Origin of the sequence: Vreelandella sp. F11, from assembly GCF_042466685.1 — a bacterium.
GTDB lineage: Bacteria > Pseudomonadota > Gammaproteobacteria > Pseudomonadales > Halomonadaceae > Vreelandella.
Genome location: NZ_CP170448.1, coordinates 2,853,258 through 2,873,332 on the forward strand (window position 1 = coordinate 2,853,258; position 20,075 = coordinate 2,873,332).

At 56.9% G+C, this 20,075-nt stretch carries 15 protein-coding genes; 8 read left to right on the forward strand and 7 right to left on the reverse strand.

Annotated features, from left to right (window positions below):
• Nucleotides 1-55: 55 nt before the first annotated feature.
• The 5 genes from ACFIOZ_RS13110 to ACFIOZ_RS13130 form a co-directional block, all read right to left on the reverse strand.
• On the reverse strand, nucleotides 56-580 hold the full coding sequence (locus tag ACFIOZ_RS13110; RefSeq protein ID WP_386078412.1) for a DUF3455 domain-containing protein: 525 nt from the start codon (nucleotides 578-580) through the stop codon (nucleotides 56-58).
• A 115-nt stretch (nucleotides 581-695) separates the two neighbouring features.
• The gene (ugpC, locus tag ACFIOZ_RS13115) at nucleotides 696-1,811 is read right to left on the reverse strand and encodes a sn-glycerol-3-phosphate ABC transporter ATP-binding protein UgpC (RefSeq protein ID WP_386078415.1); all 1,116 of its coding nucleotides are present in this window, start codon (nucleotides 1,809-1,811) and stop codon (nucleotides 696-698) included.
• Nucleotides 1,799-3,490 carry an alpha-amylase family glycosyl hydrolase gene (locus tag ACFIOZ_RS13120; protein ID WP_386078417.1) on the reverse strand — a complete coding sequence of 564 codons (1,692 nt, stop codon included), beginning with the start codon at nucleotides 3,488-3,490 and terminating at the stop codon, nucleotides 1,799-1,801. Before ACFIOZ_RS13120 ends, ugpC begins: the two co-directional genes overlap by 13 nt.
• A gap of 162 nt (nucleotides 3,491-3,652) precedes the next feature.
• Nucleotides 3,653-6,358, reverse strand: coding sequence for an HTH-type transcriptional regulator MalT (malT, locus tag ACFIOZ_RS13125; protein WP_386078419.1), 2,706 nt, complete (start codon nucleotides 6,356-6,358; stop codon nucleotides 3,653-3,655).
• A 142-nt stretch (nucleotides 6,359-6,500) separates the two neighbouring features.
• Nucleotides 6,501-8,009 carry a carbohydrate porin gene (locus ACFIOZ_RS13130; protein WP_386078422.1) on the reverse strand — a complete coding sequence of 503 codons (1,509 nt, stop codon included), beginning with the start codon at nucleotides 8,007-8,009 and terminating at the stop codon, nucleotides 6,501-6,503.
• A gap of 429 nt (nucleotides 8,010-8,438) precedes the next feature.
• Between ACFIOZ_RS13130 and ACFIOZ_RS13135 the strand changes: the two genes are divergently transcribed.
• The 6 genes from ACFIOZ_RS13135 (at nucleotide 8,439) to ACFIOZ_RS13160 (ending at nucleotide 15,589) form a co-directional block, all read left to right on the forward strand.
• Nucleotides 8,439-9,710 carry an ABC transporter substrate-binding protein gene (locus tag ACFIOZ_RS13135; RefSeq protein WP_386078424.1) on the forward strand — a complete coding sequence of 424 codons (1,272 nt, stop codon included), beginning with the start codon at nucleotides 8,439-8,441 and terminating at the stop codon, nucleotides 9,708-9,710.
• 15 nt (nucleotides 9,711-9,725) lie between these two features.
• Nucleotides 9,726-10,709, forward strand: a complete 984-nt coding sequence (locus tag ACFIOZ_RS13140) for a carbohydrate ABC transporter permease (protein ID WP_386078427.1) — start codon at nucleotides 9,726-9,728, stop codon at nucleotides 10,707-10,709.
• Complete coding sequence (locus ACFIOZ_RS13145) at nucleotides 10,709-11,551, forward strand: carbohydrate ABC transporter permease (RefSeq protein ID WP_386078429.1); 843 nt, start codon at nucleotides 10,709-10,711, stop codon at nucleotides 11,549-11,551. The genes ACFIOZ_RS13140 and ACFIOZ_RS13145 overlap by 1 nt, the downstream gene beginning before the upstream one ends.
• Before the next feature lie 30 nt (nucleotides 11,552-11,581).
• Nucleotides 11,582-13,207: an alpha-glucosidase family protein gene (locus ACFIOZ_RS13150; RefSeq protein WP_386084076.1), complete on the forward strand. Its 1,626-nt coding sequence runs from the start codon at nucleotides 11,582-11,584 to the stop codon at nucleotides 13,205-13,207.
• Nucleotides 13,208-13,269: 62 nt separating this feature from the next.
• Nucleotides 13,270-14,376 carry an ABC transporter ATP-binding protein gene (locus ACFIOZ_RS13155; RefSeq protein ID WP_386078431.1) on the forward strand — a complete coding sequence of 369 codons (1,107 nt, stop codon included), beginning with the start codon at nucleotides 13,270-13,272 and terminating at the stop codon, nucleotides 14,374-14,376.
• A 163-nt stretch (nucleotides 14,377-14,539) separates the two neighbouring features.
• Nucleotides 14,540-15,589 carry a LacI family DNA-binding transcriptional regulator gene (locus ACFIOZ_RS13160; protein WP_386078434.1) on the forward strand — a complete coding sequence of 350 codons (1,050 nt, stop codon included), beginning with the start codon at nucleotides 14,540-14,542 and terminating at the stop codon, nucleotides 15,587-15,589.
• A gap of 20 nt (nucleotides 15,590-15,609) precedes the next feature.
• Here ACFIOZ_RS13160 and gap read toward each other — a convergent pair whose 3' ends face one another.
• Nucleotides 15,610-16,614 carry a type I glyceraldehyde-3-phosphate dehydrogenase gene (gap, locus tag ACFIOZ_RS13165; RefSeq protein WP_386078436.1) on the reverse strand — a complete coding sequence of 335 codons (1,005 nt, stop codon included), beginning with the start codon at nucleotides 16,612-16,614 and terminating at the stop codon, nucleotides 15,610-15,612.
• A 211-nt stretch (nucleotides 16,615-16,825) separates the two neighbouring features.
• Here gap and pyk point away from each other — a divergent pair, with 211 nt between their 5' ends.
• Both pyk and ACFIOZ_RS13175 read left to right on the forward strand, forming a co-directional pair.
• Nucleotides 16,826-18,346: a pyruvate kinase gene (pyk, locus tag ACFIOZ_RS13170; protein WP_386078438.1), complete on the forward strand. Its 1,521-nt coding sequence runs from the start codon at nucleotides 16,826-16,828 to the stop codon at nucleotides 18,344-18,346.
• Nucleotides 18,347-18,451: 105 nt separating this feature from the next.
• Nucleotides 18,452-18,928, forward strand: a complete 477-nt coding sequence (locus ACFIOZ_RS13175) for a methylglyoxal synthase (RefSeq protein WP_386078441.1) — start codon at nucleotides 18,452-18,454, stop codon at nucleotides 18,926-18,928.
• On the opposite strand, the gene cra is transcribed toward ACFIOZ_RS13175, so the two are convergent.
• Nucleotides 18,925-19,902, reverse strand: a complete 978-nt coding sequence (cra, locus tag ACFIOZ_RS13180) for a catabolite repressor/activator (RefSeq protein WP_386078443.1) — start codon at nucleotides 19,900-19,902, stop codon at nucleotides 18,925-18,927. The genes ACFIOZ_RS13175 and cra overlap by 4 nt on opposite strands.
• Between the last annotated feature and the right edge of the window lie 173 nt (nucleotides 19,903-20,075).

Genomic DNA, 20,075 nt, shown 5'->3' on the forward strand with positions numbered 1-20,075 from the left:
TAGCCGCTGGGGGCTCGACAAACGAGCCCCCAGCGGAATTAGCGCTCTCGTCGACTTATTCGGCCGTCCAGAAGATGTAGTCCGCCTGGTAGGTAACAACCGCCGTGGCACCGTCGTGATCCATATCGCAGGCCACGTCCGGGGCAACGCCACCCTGGGTGTTCAGGCGCTGAATGTAGCTAACGCCGGTCATTGCGCCTTCGCCTTCAGCGGGGTTGGCTTCAACAAGCTGGAGCGGAATATTGCCATTACCATTGGCAGCCGTAGCTAGCTGGGTACCGGTAATTTTTGAACCATCCAACGCTTCCCAGGTGGCGGGCGGACCGTAGTAACTGCCAACCTGGCTGCCGTCGCTACCATTAAGCGCAGCGTGCGGGCCTTTAAAAACCCAAGCCATGGTGTCTTCGTCGTTCATTTCACACATATAAGTGATGGCGCCAACGCCGACGGTTTCGAGCGCAACGGTGTTGCCGTCCGGTACTTGGACATCCGCAGGCGTCATATCTGCCAGCGCGGCATGACTGAAGGATGCAATCAGAGTGGCGGCCAGGGTAGCCCGCGTTAGATGATGAATGGTCATTTTCAGTCTCCTAAAGGTTTATTATCAGCTGCCTTAAATAGCGGCTGTATAGGGAATACCCGCGAGGAGACGTTTTGGATGCACTCTTTTAAAAAAATTTTAAAAAATTAAAAAATCATTGGCTAACCCCATCTATCGTGACTTGACGCGGGCAGGCATTGCCCTGCTGGTCGAACAGATGACAGTGCTGGCCCGCGATGCCCAAACGAGAGACTTGCCCCTCTTCTAAACGGGTAAGGCCATCCAAGCGCTGGGTCAAGGGAGCGGCAATATCCGCCACCTGCCAGTGGGCCAGGGTTTCATAGCCTAATTTTTCGGCCACCATCAGGGTCGCGCTAAGCGTCGTATCGGCCTGCTCCGGGGCGACGAAATCTTCGGCCCGCAGCCCTAGCGTGGCGTTTTCCCCCGCCTGAAGCTGCTGGCCATTGACTGCCACCGCCAGCGTTTCACCGCTGTGCAAACGCACCACCGTTTGGCGCTCGCCGGGGTCGACCACCTCCACTGGCAGCGTATTAATCCGCGGTGAGCCGATAAACTCAGCCACCTCTAAGGTTTTGGGAAAGTGATACAGCGACAGCGGCGCACCCACCTGGGCAATACGACCCTTGGATAGCAACACAATGCGGTCGGCCAGGGTCATCGCCTCCACTTGGTCATGGGTCACGTAGATCATGGTGGCGTTCAAGCGCTTATGCAGCGCGGCGATCTGCACCCGCATATCCACCCGCAGCGCGGCATCCAGGTTAGAGAGCGGTTCATCAAATAGAAACACCGCCGGTTCTTTTACCAGGGTGCGGCCAATGGCTACCCGTTGGCGCTGACCGCCGGAGAGGTCTTTGGGCTTTCGCTCCAGGAGCTCGGTGAGGTGCAACATCTCAGCGGCGTGCTGGACGCGGCGGCGAATCTCCGCCTTGTCAGTCCGCGCCAGCTTCAGGCCAAACGCCATGTTCTCTGCCACACTCATATGTGGGTAGAGCGCGTAAGATTGGAACACCATACCGATGTCCCGCTCCTGGGGCGGAATCTCGTTGATCCGCTGGCCATCCAGCTGCATATCCCCTTCGCTGATATCCTCCAGGCCCGCAATCATGCGCAACAGGGTGGACTTTCCGCAGCCGGAAGGCCCGACAAACACCACAAACTCGCCGTCTTCGATGGTGAGATCGATATCCCGGGAGATTTCCACGCCGTCAAAGGATTTACCGATGCCGCTTAGGGTTAAACGTCCCATGGCACATCCTCCTGGGATTTCGGGCAACGGGCAATCGCCATTCCGTAGGGGGGTAGCGTCAGCACGCCCTCCTGCCACTCACCGTTAAGCCACGTGGGAGCACCGGCGATGGCTTCAGCGCCCTCAGGTGCTGCACGGGTAACCGTTTGGCCGCTAAAATTGAGTGCAATCAATAAGCGCGTTTGTTGGTAAGTGCGCTTCAGGCAAAGCACCTCATCACGTACCGGGTGATAGCGCACATCGCCCTTCACCAATGCAGGTTGGGTACGGCGGAAAGCTAAAAACTCGCGGTAAGCGTTGAGCAGTGAATCAGCCTCCTGATCTTGTTGATCTACCGCCAGACTTGCGTGTGACACGGGCACCGGCAGCCAGGGCATTGCGCTGCTGAAGCCTGCATGGCGAGCATCCGCCTGCCATGGATGCGGGGTGCGGCAGCCATCGCGGCCTTTATAGGCTGGCCAGAAGGTAATACCGGCGGGATCAACCAGCTGCTCAAAGATCAGCTCCGCTTCGGGCAGGCCCAACTCTTCGCCTTGATAAAGGCATACGCTACCGCGCTGAGTAAGGAGAAACACCATATAGAGGCGCAGCTTATCCAGCTGCCCTTCCGCCTGCCAGCGGGTCGCCAGCCGCGTCACATCATGATTACCCAGCGCCCAGCAGGGCCAGCCATCACCAATCCGCGCCTCCATTTCGGTGAGCGTATCATGCAGGTAGCCGGGGTCGGCTTTATCGGTCAATAGATTGAACGAGTAACACATATGCAGCCGCTTGCCGCCCTGGGAGTACTCCGCCATCACGCCCAGCGCGTCGTCATCACCTACTTCGCCCACGCTGGTGGTGCCGGGGTACTCATCCAACAGAGCGCGCAGCCGCTCCAGAAACACAAGGTTCTCCGGCTGGGTTTTGTCGTACTGGTGGAGCTGGTAGCCGTAGGGGTTGTCGGGGCGAACGCCTAGAAAGCTTTCGGTCATCTCCCGGCGCGGCGGGTTATCCTTTAGCTCGCCGTGGGTGCAGAAGTTGACCGCATCCAGCCGGAAGCCATCCACGCCTCGCTCTAGCCAGAAGCGCACTTCCTCCAGCATGGCCTCCACCACCGCAGGCGAGCGGAAATTAAGATCCGGCTGGCTAGCCAGGAAGTTATGCAGGTAATACTGGCAGCGACGGGTATCCCACTGCCAGGCGCTGCCGCCAAATACCGACTGCCAGTTAGTGGGCGGCGCGCCGTCGGGTTTGGGGTCGGCCCATACGTACCAGTCGGCCTTGGGGTTATCGCGGCTCTGGCGGCTCTCTTCAAACCAGGCGTGCTGGTCGGAGGTGTGGGACATCACCTGATCGATCGTTACCTTCAGTCCCCTGGCATGGGCTCCCTCCACCAAACGATCGAAATCATCCAGGGTGCCAAACATCGGATCAACATCGCGGTAGTTGCTGATGTCGTAGCCGAAGTCTTTCATTGGTGAGGTGAAGAACGGCGACAGCCAGATAGCGTCGACGTTAAGCGAGGCGATGTAGTCGAGCTTATCGATTACGCCTTTCAAATCGCCAATCCCTTTACCCGTGCTATCGCCATTACTATCCATAAAGCTACGCGGATAAATTTGATAAATCACGGCCCCTCGCCACCAGTCGGCTCCCTGGCTGCCAACGTAGTGAGAAGTAGAAGGTGTCTGCATCATGGTGAGTCCTTATCCTTGTTATTGCCGACGGTTTTATCAACGACTGAGTTATTACCGATAGTGGGCATGATGCAGGCTACGCCGCTAGATAAAATCCTCCCCCCGGGGTGGTGCTAGGCGTAGACGCGAGGAGGAGGTGTAAAAGCACAAGTGAAGGCACCGTCACTCCCCTTGTATATGTGCCAAGAGCTGCCCGGCCAGGGCAATCGCTTCATCTCGGCGGCGAATATTCTGCTTTTGGTAAAGACTGCGGATATGCGTTTTGATGGTCGTCGGCGCCACCGATAGCTGCTCGGCGATCTGCTCATTGGAAAGACCGGCATGAATCAGCCCCAGGATTTGCCACTCCCGACGAGTCAGTGGCGAAGTACGGATTAGCTCGGGCACATCCGGCCTTGCGACGATATCGGCAATCACCGTTTCATCCAGCATTAAGCGTCGGGCACTGCCAAAGTCCTTTTGACGACCAGCAAGCGTTAACAGTCGCTCTGCCCTTGCTTGCTCTAAAGGAGCCAGCGTGCCGCTGGCGGTTAATCTGGTGAGCAGTTCTCCAAGCGGCTTACCCAGGCGTAAAAAGCTGCCGACTAACGCGGTGCGAGAAGCTAAGCTAAGCGCCTGCTGCATATGCTGGCTGGCTTGCGCAAACTGACCTTGATGCCAGGCAACCGCCGCCAGGCAGAGTTGGTTGCGGTTGGCATCAGTCACCAGCCCCAAGCGCTGGGTATGCGCTTCAAGGGCTTCCAGCAGCGTGCGGGCGGTGTCGTACTCCCCCAACAGCGTAAGCGCCCGGGCGTGGTTACGCACATTGCACTGGGAAAAGTGATTGGTGGCACTATCGATAAGCGGTGCCGGGGCTTCCTGACGCCAGCGCTCTACGGCATCCATATCTTGGGTCGAGTGCCACCAGGCCAGCAGCGTAGCGTGGGCGTTCGCGACCCAGTCAATGTGGTACTCCCCTTCGGCAAGAATTTTACGCAACCGACGAATATGGTCGGCGCACTGAGCCTGGTCGCCACGGCTTTGAGCTACCTTTGCCAGTTGAATATGGCACTGCAGCGTCCAGCGCTCGCCCTGGCTATCCAGCACGGCAATCCCCTTCAGGGCAGCCTGCTCGGCCTCATCCAGGCGGTGCCACTCCCACAGCACCTGGCTGCGAATCCGGTAAAGAAATTCTGCCACCGGTAAATGCTCAAGCTCAGCTCGCTCCAAGTGGGCAAAGGCTCGCTCTTGGATATCGTAGGCGGCCTGTAGGCGCCCTTGGGCAACCAGCACTTCGGATTGATGACAAAACGACCACAGCAGTAGTTGGTGATCTTCACGCTGGCGGGACTGGCGCTCTACCTCGCGAACTCGCTGCAGCGACTCGTCTAAATACCCCTGCACAAATCGCGCCTCGCTCAATATAGCGGTGGCGGTGAGCGGCGTTGAGGCTAAATAGCGGGCGGGCACGGCCAGCGCCTGTTCCGCTAGCGGTGCGGCACGCTCGGCATTGCCCTGGTTAATCGCCAGCTGCGCGCGCAGGGTGGCGAATTCAGCGCTAAGCCGTTGCCACTCTGGTGTATTTAGTTGCGCTTCAATCCAGCCAATCACCCGGGCAGTAATATCAAACTGAAACTGAGCATGAGAGACCCAGCCATACAGCAGTGCAAGCTCTGGGCTGGTGGTTAGCCACGGTTCACCAAGCAGAGCAAAGCCCTTGGCCAACAGTGCGTAGGCACCACTTGCCAATAGGGCTGGCCCTTCTGCGGTCAGTAGACTGGCCACGTCATCCGGAGCTTCGGCGAGAATTGCCTGACGCAGCGCCATCACCGGGTCGTTGAGCGCTATCCACGCTTGACTGGCACGCTGGTGGAGCGCGCGCTGGGTGGCAAGGCTTAGCTCGTGACGACGGTGGCGAAGATACTCACCAAACAAGCGCTGAAAACGGTACCACTGGGCGTGAGGGTCGGTCCGCTCAATAAACAGCCCCGCCTGCTCAAAGGCCTCCAACCGCTGGGTTAAACGTTCACCTTCTAATAGCCGCGCCATTAATTCAGGAGAAAAACGCTCCAGCACCCCCAGTTGCAACATTAGCTCGCGCTCTTCCAGAGGCAGTGCAGCGGAGAGCAGTTCATCAAACCAGGCGACAAAATCAGGGTGAGCGCCACTTAATCGATCAACCAGAGCATCAAACCCGGCCCGGGTGGTGGTGCGCTCCACTAACCAGTTCAGCGCCATGACCCATCCGCCACTTCTGCGCAGCGCACGCTCAAGGCTTACTCGCGTGGGTGGAAAACTGAGCTGCTCTGCGCACAGGGTTTGCGCCTCTTCGCTATCAAAGGCAAGCACGCTGAGGTCGATCTCTTCAATCTCGCCGCGTAACCGTAAGCTGGCTAGCCCAAGAGCGGGACGCGAGCGACTCGCCAGGGTTAAGGTTAGCCAGGGCGGCTGGTGGCGCAGCCAGTGGGCCAGCCCGGCTAAGATATCGGGATGCGTCAGGTGTTCGAACTCATCCACCACCAACCGGCACGGGGTTCGCTGCTCGGGCAACTCGCCAAGCCAGCGCTCTAACTGCCCAACGCAATCGGCCTCTTCGGCCACAGGTGACAGCGGCGCTTTTTCATCCAGCAGCGCATTGAGTGCTGCCTGCCAATAGGCTAAAAATCGCGCGGGCTGATTATCTCGCTGATCCAAGCGTAGCCAAGCGGCTTCCTGCTCCAGCGCCGGTAGCCGCTCGGCCAGCAGCGTGGTTTTGCCATAGCCTGCAGGGGCCTGCACCATCAGTAAACGAACATGCTCATTTAAACCGAAATGATCATTTAGGCGCGGCCGGGCTACCACGCTAAGCGGCAGTAACGGCGCTTTTAGTTTCTCTTGTAGAAGTGACATAGGCTCTCCCCTGGGCAGCCCTGCTAACCGTTCACCAATGCGATTAAAACCAGTGCGATTAAAGCGCTACAAAAAAGCCCGCGACGGATCGCGGGCAAAGTGCATTGGAGAAGAAACAGTTACATCAAGCAACTCGCATCGTTTAGAACCACACTTCGGTCTGAACGCCGAAGGTCCACTGGCCGCCGGTAAAGCCTTCATTGCCCAGGGAGCTGGCACCGTAGTTGTTGAGGTCGTCATCCCAATCGCTAAAGGTAGTGAATAGACGGATCTCGGGACGCTGCCAGAAACCACCGACTTCAGGCTTGAAGGTGGGGGCAATAGTGAACTTGCTGAAGCCACCATCCACGGCGTTACGACCGCTATACCCCTGGGGATCGAGATCCATCCACTGATAGCCAGCTTCGTACTGCATTTCGAAGTTCTGCGTTAGCTCGTTGGCCAAGCGAACGTTAAGCCCTGCCCAGTTGTATTTATCGCCCTGGACATAACGGTCTTCGCTGGTTTCAGCCAGAATAGCGGGGGCAACGCGCCACTGCGGGGCAATATAAGTAGTACCGTAGAGCGCTAGACGCGTGGCGGTGGCGTCATCGGTTAGATCACCCCGTGAACCAATGCTTTTGGTCTCGGCGCCTAACCCCTGACCATGCAACACGGCCGCTTTGAAATTGCCTTCGCCCATGCCGAAGAAGCTGTCGCCATGATAAGCAATCATGGTGTGGAAACCCGTATCGGCAGCGGTTTGACCGACATCAATGTCGCGCTCGTCGTTGTCTGCCGCAGACATACCGTTGACCATCCACTGCCAGTTACCAAAGTAGTTGTTGGAGGTCAGGATTAGGTTATCGGTATCGCCTTCGAGTCCGGGGTTTTCACGGTCAACGATCGGATAGTCAGAAAAACTACGACCATAAATCGAGAGGTTAGACTTCCAGTTATCTGCCAACTGCATGTCGTAGATACCGCCACCGGTACCGGCCAGGAATACCACGTCACTGTCGAGCCAATGAATGTCGAAGTTATCACGGTCAAAGCGCTTACCGGCCCAGATAGAGGCGTTTTCAAATGCACCGGTAAAACTGGGAAGATCACTAAATTCAGCAAACACCTGGCGCACGTTGAGATCGGACTCGCCGCCGGTCCAGTCATTGCTGGAGGTCGTGCCATCAGCAATCATGGTGCGGTAAAGGGCTTTGGCGCCGTTATCAAACTGCATGCGGTAGTTGAAAATTGCTTCGGCGTAGGTGTCCGGCTCATTACCTAAACGACCCACTGCGCCACCCTCTCCACCCGCGGGGGTCAGGTAAGGGCCAGCATTTTCGCTTTTACCATCTTCGCCAATCAACAAACCTGAACGCGCATAAACGTTAAACGAGAAGCCCTCTTCGCCATCGGCATAACGCTCCACCCGGGCCAGGCGCTCTTCGATCTCCGCGTCGCTCTCTGTCGCCACGGCGGTCGATTGTGATTGCTCGGCGATCTCGGCACGGCGCTCGGCGGCATCAGCGCGCTGTTCCGCCGCTTCAATGCGGGCTTCCAGTTCGGCAAAGCGCTGCTCCATGGTCATTTGTGCAGAAGCAACACCGCTCATCCCTAAGCTGGCGGCGGCAATCGCAATCGTTAACGGCGTTTTGAATGTCATTTTATGCATTGTTTTGAGTACCCTATTGTTATTGGTAAGCGGTTATTTTTTACGCAGCTATCTTTAAGAGCTTGTGTCTAAATCGATTAAGATCGAGTCGATAACACTTCCCTTGCACAGTTCGCCCAGCGGGGATAGCGGCGGTCATTAAACGCCACAGTGCTTAAGGAAAGATAGCCAAAACTTAATCGATTAAGTCTCTTATTGCCAACGGCTAGTTGCTAATTAGCGACTAATGTCTAAGGAACGATTCTATTTAGTGAAAACTGAACAATCTCGTTAGACAAAAGTCGCTATTGAACTTTTCTAGTCCAAGCGGCTAACTGAGCGGCATAATCTTAATCGATTAAGAAACGATTAAGGTAGCGGTTGGTTAGCTGTTCAACGCTGATTTTCATGCAACACCATCCACAACAATAAACGCCGAGGTACGCCGTTATGAAAAAGACTTTAATCACTACTGCCATCGCTATAGCCAGTACGCTGAGCACAACAAGCCAGGCCCAGGCTGAAGAACTCACTATTTCCTGTGGCGCGGTAGGCGCGGAGTTAACGCTTTGCCAAGAAGGCGTACGCGCCTGGGAAGAGAAAACCGGCCATAGCGTCGACGTCGTTTCTACACCCAACTCCTCCACCGAGCGACTTTCGCTTTATCAGCAGATCCTGTCGGCTAACTCCAGCGATATCGATGTGATGCAGATCGACGTGGTGTGGCCCGGCCTGCTCGCCAACCACCTGCTGGATTTACGTGAGGTGCTTGGCGATGACGCCGCCGCTGGGCACTTTGAGACCATCGTCACCAACAACACCATTGATGATCGGTTAGTCGCCATGCCGTGGTTCACCGATGCGGGCGTACTCTACTACCGCGAAGACTTGCTGGAAAAATATGGCCATGAAGTGCCAAAAACCTGGCAAGAACTCACCGAAATTGCCCGCGAGATTAAAGACGCCGAGCGTGCTGAGGGCAAAGACGGTATGCAGGGCTATGTTTTCCAGGGTCGCGCCTATGAAGGTTTGACTGTTAACGCCCTTGAGTGGGTAGCCAGCTTTGGCGGCGGCAACGTCGTGGAAACTGATGGCGAAATTAGCATTAACAACGAACACGCTGCCGAGGCACTTGATCTTGCCGCCTCCTGGATTGGCGATATCTCGCCCAACGGCGTACTCAATTACACTGAAGAGGAAGCGCGCGGCGTCTTCCAGAGTGGCGGCGCGGTGTTTATGCGCAACTGGCCCTACGCCTGGTCGCTGGCCCAAAGCGAAGACAGTGACGTTCGCGGCAAAGTAGGGGTTACCCAACTGCCCGCGGGTGGTGAAAACGGCCAAAGTGCCGCGGGCCTGGGTGGCTGGAACTTAGCCGTATCGCGCTACAGCGAGCACCCGGAACTCGCCGCTGAGCTGGTGGCCTTTTTGACCGGTGAAGAGGAGCAGAAGCGCCGCGCCATTCAAGCCTCTTACAACCCCACTATCGACGCTCTCTACCAGGACGACGAAGTACTCGAAGCGGTGCCCTTCTTTGGCACGCTTTACGAAACTTTCGTTAACGCTGTTGCACGGCCCTCTGCTCCCACCGGCGATGCCTATGGTCGGGTGAGTAACGCCTTCTTCAGCACCACCCACGATGTGCTTTCCGGCACTAAAGATGGCACTCAAGCGGTCGCTGACCTTGAAGACGAACTGGCTCGCCTGAAGCGTCGCAACTGGTAACCCTGGAGCCCCTCCATGTCGACCTCCATCAAGCATGATGACGCGCCCGCCGGGGCGCGTTCTTTCACTACCAAACAGCGCCGAGGCACCAAGGTTCGCCGTCAGCGGGTGAAAGCCGCCTGGCTTTTTTTAGCCCCAATGCTGATTGCGCTAACGCTGGTGGCGGGCTGGCCGCTAGTGCGCACCTTTTTTCTCAGCTTCACCGATGCGTCACTGTCAGATTTAGGCGCCGCCAACCTGATTGGCTTTGAGAACTATCTCGTCTATGACGATGGCCGCTGGTATGGAGTACTGGCCGACTCGGTGTGGTGGCAATCGGTATGGAACACCGCCTACTTCTCGGTGGTGTCGGTATCCCTGGAAGTGGTATTCGGGGTGATTGTGGCGCTGATTTTGAACGCAGAGTTTAAGGGTCGCGTCATTGTGCGCGCTGCGGTGCTGATTCCCTGGGCAATCCCCACCATCGTTTCTGCGCAAATGTGGGCATGGATGCTCAACGACCAGTTCGGCATCATCAACCATATGCTGATGGGCCTGGGCGTGATTGACGCCCCCATCGCCTGGACCGCTAACGCCACCTACTCCATGTGGGCGGTGATTATGGTCGATGTGTGGAAAACCATCCCCTTCGTGGCGTTGCTGGTGCTTGCTGCCTTGCAAATGCTGCCCAAGGATTGCTACGAGGCCGCCGAAGTTGATGGCATCCACCCACTGCGGGTGTTCTTCAAAGTCACGCTACCGCTGATTACCCCGGCGCTCATGGTGGCGGTGATTTTCCGCTTGCTGGATGCACTGCGCGTTTTCGATGTGATTTACGTACTGACCTCTAATTCCACCAGCACCATGTCGATGTCGGTATACGCCCGCCAACAGTTGGTCGAGTTTCAGGATGTCGGTTACGGCAGCGCGGCCTCTACCCTGCTGTTCTTAATTATTGCCCTAGCCACCGTGGTTTACCTCTACGTTGGGCGAAAACAAATCCAATTGGGAGGTGACTAATGAACACCCGTCAGTTGACCAAAATTGCCAAACGCATCGGGTTTTGGGCGCTGATTGTGCTGATCATGGTGTACGCCGTTTTCCCGTTTTACTACGCGGTAGTCACCTCGTTAAAACCATCGAGCGACCTATTCCGGGTTGAGCTATGGCCTTCGAACTGGAACTTCGATAACTACATCAGCATCTTCACCCAGACCAGCTTTCTGCGCGCCATTTTCAACTCAATCATCGTCGCGTTTAGCGTGGTGTTTATCGCTCTGCTACTGGGTATTACGGCTTCATATGCTCTGGGCCGTGTGCGCTTTCGCGGGCGCTCTACGGTGCTGCTGGTGATTCTCGGCGTTTCGATGTTTCCCCAGGTGGCGGTGCTTTCGGGGCTGTTTGAGGTGATCCGCGCGCTCAATCTTTACAACAACCCCGCCGGGCTGATTTTAAGCTACACCATCTTCACCCTGCCCTTCACCGTGTGGGTGTTGACCACCTTTATGAAGCAACTACCTATGGAGCTGGAAGAGGCCGCCATTATGGATGGCGCCACACCCTGGGTAACGATTACCAAGGTATTTCTGCCGCTCATGTGGCCCGCCATGGCGACCACCGGGCTGCTGGCATTTATCGCCGCTTGGAACGAGTTTCTGTTTGCCCTCACCTTCACACTCACCGATACCCAGCGCACAGTCCCCGTCGCCATCGCGTTGCTGTCAGGCGGAAGCGCCTACGAACTGCCCTGGGGCCCGATTATGGCTGCTTCAGTGGTGGTCACGGTGCCCCTGGTCGTATTAGTGATTATCTTCCAGCGCCGCATTGTGTCAGGCCTTACCGCAGGCGCCGTTAAAGGCTAAGGATTATTTATGTCAACGATGGATTTTAAGATGCAAGACAACACTTTATGGTGGCGCGGCGGCGTTATCTACCAGATCTACCCGCGCAGCTTTATGGATAGCCGCGGCGACGGTATTGGCGACCTTAACGGTATTACGCAAAAACTCGATTACGTGGCGTCTCTGAACGTGGACGGTATCTGGCTATCGCCGTTTTTCACCTCGCCAATGCTTGATTTTGGCTACGACATTAGCGACTACCGCGACGTCGACCCCATGTTCGGCACCCTGGAGGACTTTAAGGCGCTGCTGGAAAAAGCCCACTCGCTGGGACTTAAAGTGATGATCGACCAGGTGATTAGCCACACCTCGGATCAACACGCCTGGTTCCAGGAGAGTCGCCAAAACCGCACCAATCCCAAGGCCGACTGGTTTGTGTGGGCCGACCCCAAGCCGGACGGCACGCCACCCAACAACTGGCTATCGATCTTCGGTGGCCCGGCCTGGACGTTTGATTCACGGCGCCAGCAGTACTATATGCATAACTTTTTGACCAGCCAGCCGGACATCAACTTCCACAACCCGGAAGCGCGCCAGGCGCAGTTGGATAATATGCGCTTCTGGCTGGAGTTGGGCGTCGATGGCTTCCGCCTCGATACGGTTAACTTCTACTTCCACGACGCCGAGCTGCGCGACAATCCGCCGGTTCCCAAAGGCGAAGCCAAAACCCTGGGCGCTCCAGAAACCAACCCTTACACCTGGCAGCGTCACGTTTATGACCTTAGCCGCCCGGAGAATCTCGACTTCTTGAAAGACCTGCGCGCGTTAATGGATGAATATCCTGGCGCCACCACCGTGGGTGAAATTGGTGATGATAACCCGCTGGAGCGCATGGCTGAGTACACCGCAGGCGGTGACAAGCTGCATATGGCGTACACCTTCGACCTGCTCAACGCACCCCACTCGGCGCGCTACATTCATGAAGTGCTGGAGCGCTTTCAGCGCCTGGCGGGCGACGCCTGGCCCTGCTGGGCAACTTCCAACCACGATGTAGTTCGCAGCGCCACCCGCTGGGGTGCAGGTGAAGATCCTAACGCCTACCCTAAAGTGGCGCTGGCCATGCTCTGCTCGCTACGCGGTAGCGTCTGCCTCTATCAAGGCGAAGAGCTGGGTTTGCCGGAAGCTGACGTACCGTTTGAGCGCATTCAAGACCCTTACGGCAAGGTACTGTGGCCGGAGTTCAAAGGCCGCGACGGCTGCCGCACGCCGATGCCCTGGAGCGACAGCGAACATGGCGGGTTCTCCAGCGTTGAGCCCTGGCTTCCCATGGAGGCCAGTCACCGCGACCTGGCGGTAAGCCGCCAACAGGATGATGCCAACTCCACCTTGAACGCGCTGCGCACCATGCTGGCCTTCCGTCGCCAGCATCCGGCGCTGTTCGACGGCGACTTAACGCTGGTCGATGTAGGCGAAACGCTGCTCGGCTTTACCCGTCAAAAAGATGATGAAAAGCTGCTGTGCGTTTTCAACCTTACCGCCGAGGCGCAGACGGTTAGCCTGCCGCTAGCGATAGACAGCGATTTGCAGGGCCACGGCTTTACCACTCAGCGCAACGGTAACAGCATGACGCTGCCAGGGTATCAAGCAGCCTTTATGCGCGTCGCCGATAATACTTAACCATACAAAACAACAGGCCGACCCAACGCGAGCAAAGCAGTGAGGTCGGCAAGGAGTCACCCATGGCCAGTGTAACGCTTAGCAAGATCAACAAAGTGTTTGGCAGCGATCACATTATTAACAATGTGGATCTACATATTGGCGACGGCGAGTTTGTGGTGTTCGTTGGCCCCTCCGGCTGCGGCAAGTCGACCCTTTTGCGCCTGATCGCCGGCTTGGAATCGATTAGCGATGGCGACCTGCGCATGGACGACACCGTGGTCAATGACTTGCCACCGCGGGAACGCGGTGTGGGCATGGTGTTTCAATCCTATGCGCTCTACCCGCATATGACCGTATACGACAATATGGCGTTTGGCTTGAAACTGGCCAAGACCGCCAAAGAGACGGTGCACGAGCGGGTTATGAGCACGGCAAAGATTTTACAGCTTGAAGAGCTTCTGCACCGCAAGCCCAAGGCGCTTTCCGGCGGCCAGCGCCAGCGGGTGGCCATGGGCCGTGCCATGGCCCGGGAACCGCGTATTCTGCTGTTTGACGAGCCGCTCTCCAACCTGGATGCCTCACTGCGTGTGCAGATGCGTAACGAGATCGCCCGGCTGCATAACCGCCTCGGCTCTACCATGATTTACGTGACCCACGACCAGGTGGAAGCCATGACCCTGGCTGACAAAATCGTGGTGCTCAATGGCGGCCATGTGGAGCAGGTCGGTAGCCCCCACGAGCTTTATCAGCGCCCGGCAACGAAATTTGTAGCGGGCTTTATTGGCTCACCCACCATGAACTTTATGCCCGCAGAGCTACTCGCTGGCGACGGCAACGGCTGCCGCGTGCGGGCCAAAGGGCTTGGTGAGCTCGCCCTTCCCCAGGATGCCCAACAACGGCAAAGCGGTGAAGCGCTGACGCTCGGCATTCGCCCAGAGCATCTATGCTTGGCGGCACCTACCCATGAGAACTGCTTTGATATCGTCAACGTCGAGTATTTGGGCAACGAGGTTTACGTCTACCTTGAGCCCAAACAGGGTGACACGCTGCTGATCCATCGCAGCGAAGCGCCCAGCCAGTGGCAGGAAGGCCAGCAGGTGTCGCTGGCAGCGGATTGGGAAAAAGTGCACTTGTTTGACGAGAGCGGTACGGCGCTAACGTTAGCTGAACAGCAGGCAGCGGCTTAAACACACAGACACTCAAGTGATCCCTTTAACGACCCTCTGTGTGTGCCTAACCTCCCCTTCGCTTATCATGGGAAATGGCAACACCCAGCGGGTCGATTTTATTACGCGCGCCTTTTGAATAACGAAGTCTTCAATTATTAAAAAAGCTTGTAAAGGAAGTACCGTGACTGATCAGCGCCGAATGACACTCAAGGATCTTGCGCAGGAACTCAATGTCTCCACTGCGACGATTTCCAACGCCTTTAACCGCCCGGATCAGCTCTCACCAGCCCTGCGCGAGCGGATACTTAAGCAGGCCAAACGGCTCGGGTACAGCGGCCCTGACGCCAAAGCGCGCAGTCTGCGCACTGGCCGCTCGCGGATCATTGCGGTCATTCTTGCCGAAAGCCTTACCTACAGTTTGAACGACGCCGTGGCCAGCGAGTTTCTATCAGGGGTTGCCGAAGTGCTCGATGCCCACGGCCATACACTGCTGCTCCTGCCGGGCCGCGGCCATGCCTCACAGCCGCCGGGTTCCGCCAATATCGCCGATGGTTTTATCGTCTATGGGCTAATGCCCAACAATAAACTGCTAGATGAACTGCCTGCCCAGCGTAGCTTGGTGTCCGTTGATTTTGATATTGAAGGCTGCCCGACGGTGCATATCGACGATACCGCCGCCAGCTATAAAATCGCCCAACACGCGTTAAGCCAGTTGCCCAAACGCCCGGCGATTATCAACCTGCGCTTGACCAAAGAGGTTTGCAACGGCCGTGTGACGTCTGAACACACCCTGCTGCCCAACACCAGCACAATCAGCCGCGCCCGTTTGGAAGGCTTTCATAGCGCATTGAGTGAACGAGGAGTGGATGCGGAGCAAGTGCCGCTGTGGAATATCGAGGAGAATACCTTTGAGGTTTGCTCACCGGTGATTGCCGAGATTCTCGACCAGCCCACAGAACAACGGCCAGACCTGCTGCTGTGCATGTCTGACCGCATTGCGCTCACGGCGCTAACGCTCGCCGAACAGCGCGGTATTCGTGTACCGGAAGAGCTGCGCATTACTGGCTTTGACGGTATTGCCGAAGGACAGTACCGGGCACCGCGTTTAACCACGGTGCGCCAGGATAGCGTGGGTAAAGGGAGGGTCGCGGCGCAGATGATTCTTGGCCGTATTCCCCTCGCCCAGCAGCTCCTTCAAACGGAGTTACTGCTGGGCGATACCTGCCCTTAACCCTTACAAAAAGGAGGGTATTACTTGGCAGTCGCCTGCATGGCAAGCGCGGTATCCAACATGCGGTTAGAGAAACCCCACTCGTTGTCGTACCAGGCCATGATTTTAACCAGACGGCCATTCACGCGGGTGTGATTGGCATCAAAGGTCGACGAGTTGGCATCGTGGTTAAAGTCGATAGATACCAGAGGCTCAGCGTTAACGGCCAATACCGGCGAGTTAGCGGCAGCTTTCTCGACGATGGCGTTGATCTCTTCTTTGCTGGTATCGCGGCCAGCGGTGAAAGTGAGATCCACCAGCGAAACGTTGATCACCGGCACGCGAACGGCCAAGCCGTCAAACTTGCCCGCCAGCTCTGGCAGCACCAAGCCCACCGCTGCAGCAGCGCCAGTTTTGGTAGGAATCATTGAGTGTGTCGCGCTACGCGCCCGGTAGGGGTCAGAGTGGTAAACATCCGACAGATTCTGATCGTTGGTGTAAGCGTGCACCGTGGTCATCAAACCGTTTTCGATACCGACAGCATCGTTCAGCGCTTTGGCCACCGGCGCTAAGCAGTTGGTGGTGCAGGAAGCGTTAGACACTACCGTATGCTCTGCGGTCAGCACCTGGTCATTCACGCCATACACGATGGTGGCATCGGCGTCGGGGCTGGGGGCGGAAATCAGCACGCGCTTGGCGCCCGCTTCGATATGCTTGGCAGCGGCCTCACGCTTGGTAAATAACCCCGTGCACTCCATCACCAAATCAATATTCATTGATGCCCAAGGCAGCTGTGATGGATCGCGCTCTGAGGAGATAGCGATACGATCACCATCCACCGTGATGCTCTCGGCGTCGTGTTCTACCTTAAAGGGAAAGTGGCCATGCACGGTATCGTGACGCAGCAAGTGGGAATTTAGCGAGGGGTCGCCGAGATCGTTGATGGCGACCACCTGTACCCGGTCACGATAGCTGTTTTCGTAAAGGGCGCGCAGTACGTTGCGGCCAATGCGGCCAAATCCGTTAATCGCAACTCTTATTGTCATGATAGCTCCTCAATTAACCAATAATAATGAGTGGCATCTTTAGTAAAAAAATTACTAAAAATACGTATCTAAGCGTCATGAGGCCGATAAATAGCGTGTTAACCGCCCCAAAAGGCTAGTAAATATCCAATATGTAGTAAAATTACTATATAAACGCTATCGTAGTCCAATACTAAATTGCCAACAATACCTCTACTCAAGGAGAGCGCCCATGACGAATGCGACTTCGAACACAACGGCCCAGACGTCTACTTCCTCCCTTCCTTATACGCCCTCAGGCCCTCATACACCCTTGAGACGCACCAAGATCGTCGCCACCCTTGGACCCGCCAGTGATCGGCCCGGCGTACTGGAAGCGATGCTCAAAGCCGGTGTGGATGTGGTGCGGCTAAACTTCTCCCACGGCTCGGCGGAAGATCATCGTCGTCGCTTGGGCGAAGTCCGCGAGATTGCCGAGCGCCTGGGCCGCAGCGTCGCCGCACTGGGCGATCTACAGGGGCCGAAAATTCGTATTGCCCGCTTTGTTGAAGGTGCCGTCAAACTCAATGTCGGCCAGCCATTCGTTTTGGACATGGCGTTGGATGCCAACAGTGGCACTGCAGAGCGGGTCGGCTGTGATTACCAAACCCTCCCGGATGATGTCGTAGAAGGCGATCGACTACTGCTGGACGATGGCCGTTTGGTACTCGATGTCACACGAGTGATTGGACAGGAAGTACATACCCGCGTTCACGTGGGTGGCAAGCTCTCCAACAACAAGGGCATTAACAAACAGGGCGGCGGACTTTCAGCGCCTGCCCTTACTGAGAAAGATAAGGCCGACCTAAAAACCGCTATTGAGATTGGCGTTGACTACTTGGCCGTCTCCTTCCCGCGTAGCGCCGCGGATATGCAGGAAGCCCGCGAACTGCTTGGCGAAGCCGGTAAAGAGATCGGCTTGGTGGCTAAGCTCGAGCGCGCCGAGGCGGTTGCCGACGATGTCACTCTGGATGGCATTATTGAAGCCTCGGAAGCGGTCATGGTGGCGCGAGGCGACCTGGGTGTTGAGATTGGCGACGCCGCACTCATCGGTACTCAGAAGCGCATTATCAAGCACGCTCGCTCATTGAACCGTGCGGTCATTACCGCCACCCAGATGATGGAGTCGATGATTGAGTCGCCACTGCCCACCCGCGCCGAAGTCTTCGACGTGGCCAACGCAGTACTCGACGGCACCGATGCAGTCATGCTATCAGCGGAGACCGCCGCGGGGGATTATCCGGTGGAAACCATCGAGGCGATGAACCGCGTATGCCTGGGTGCCGAGCGCGAGCGGCTTGCCCAGGAGTCAGGCCACCGTATACATGAAGGCTTTGAGCGCATCGATGAAACCATCGCGCTATCGGCAATGTACGCAGCCAACCACTTATCCGGCGTTAGCGCCATCGCCTGTATGACCTCAACCGGCTATACACCCCTGATTGCGTCGCGCATTCGTTCCGGTCTGCCTATCGTTGGGTTGGCCCACAGCCCTATCGCCCAGCGGCGCATGGCGCTCTACCGGGGCGTGGTTTCCATTCCCTTCGACACCACTGATATGGATCCGGCCAATCTTAACCAGGAAGCCTTGCAGTGCTTGCAGGCTCAGGGATTCATCCACCCCGGCGAGCATGTCATCCTGACTCGTGGCGATCATATGAATGCCCATGGAGGTACTAATACAATGAAAATCCTTGCCCTGGAGAACGATTAATCGACTAACCTCGATAGCGAGCTTTTAGCTTTTGCGACCTTTAAAAAGAAAAAGTCATTCGGCCATAAGGCCGAGCGGCAATAAAACCGTGAGGGAAGTGATCAAATGAGTGACGCGCAACCGCCCCGCCAAGCCATCCGTACGCTGCAAGCGCGTAAGCGCATTGCGCTGATTGCCCATGATGGAAAAAAGATGGAGATGCTGGAGTGGGCAACCCACTGGAAAGATACGCTGAGCCAGCACAAACTGATTGGCACGGGCACCACGTCTGAGCGACTTAAGACCGCTTTAGGACTTGAAGTCGAAGGGCTGATGAGCGGCCCGTTGGGCGGTGACCAGCAGATTGGCGCACGGATAGCGGAGCAGCAGTTGGATGTGCTGATCTTCTTTTGGGATCCCTTCTCACCCCAGCCTCACGACCCGGATGTCAAAGCGTTGCTGCGTTTAGCAGCACTTTGGAATGTACCGGTCGCCTGCAATGCGGCGAGCGCCGACTTCCTGCTCTCCTCGCCCTACTTGAGCGAGAGCTACGACATGTCGATACCGGATGCAGCCGCCTGGGCCCAGGCACGCACGGTTTAACGCCGGTGCAGGTGGCGCGCGACCACCTGTAGTCCGCGCTCATAGCGGCCGCTCATGGCGGCCAGGGCACAGCGCAATGTTAACTCGGCAATACGGTCATAATCCTGTAGCGCCGAGTTAACGGGCTGAGGAAGGAAATCCAGCAGTCGGTGATCACCAAAAGTGGCCAGGCGAATATTTTCCGGCAGGCCGCCGCGCTCCAAGAACACATCAAAAACACCTTCCAGCAGAGTATAGGACGCCGTCACCAGTGCGTCGGCACCGCCCTGTTCATCCAGTAGTTGAACCGCCAAACGAGCCCCTTCGCTGCGCTCATAGTGTGACCCGGTTAGATAGAGCGGCTCTATAGCAGTGCCTTTAAGCGCCGCCTGAAAGCCCGCCCGCCGCTCGCAGCTAACCGACAGATCTGGCATCGCCTCTAGCCAGGCAACGCGCTTGGTTGCTGTGCGGATCACCGAGCGCGTCAACGTCTTCGCCGCCTCCTGATCGTTACTCACAACACTGGCAAAGCGCGCCGGGTTAAGGCCACGATCCATGCCAACCACGCACCAGCCCTCGTCTACCAGATCAGCATAAAAAGTGTCATCGCTAGGCAGGCAACTGGCCGTAATCAATACCTCACAGCGCTGGGCACGCAGCGCCAAGGCAAGCGTTCGTTCGCTCTCTGCGCAGTCATCCGAGCTTACGATCAACAGTTGGTACCCCTGCTCCCGGGCGCCACGCTCAAGACGCTTGGCGAGCCGGGCGTAACTGATGTTCTCCAAGTCCGGCACGATAAGCCCCAGCAAGCGGCTAGCGCCCCGACGCAGCGCGGCCGCCTGGGGGTCAATGTGGTAGCGGTGTTGACGCACCACCGCCATCACCTTATCGATGGTCGCTGCGCTAATGCGCCGCTGCTCGGCCTGGCCATTAATCACGTAACTAGCGGTGGTACGCGAGACGCCGGCTAGTCGGGCAATATCGGCAAGTGTCATGCGGTTTCCCCTGGATGTGATCGGGCAGTTTATCAGCAAGTTAGCGCCTACCAGACCAAAGTCTAAAAGCACAAACCTTGTGTCATTCAGTGAATCGATTCAGCATAGCCAACTATACACAGATGATACGATTCATCTAGCTCACTTCGATGCGCTACGACTATGGTTCTACA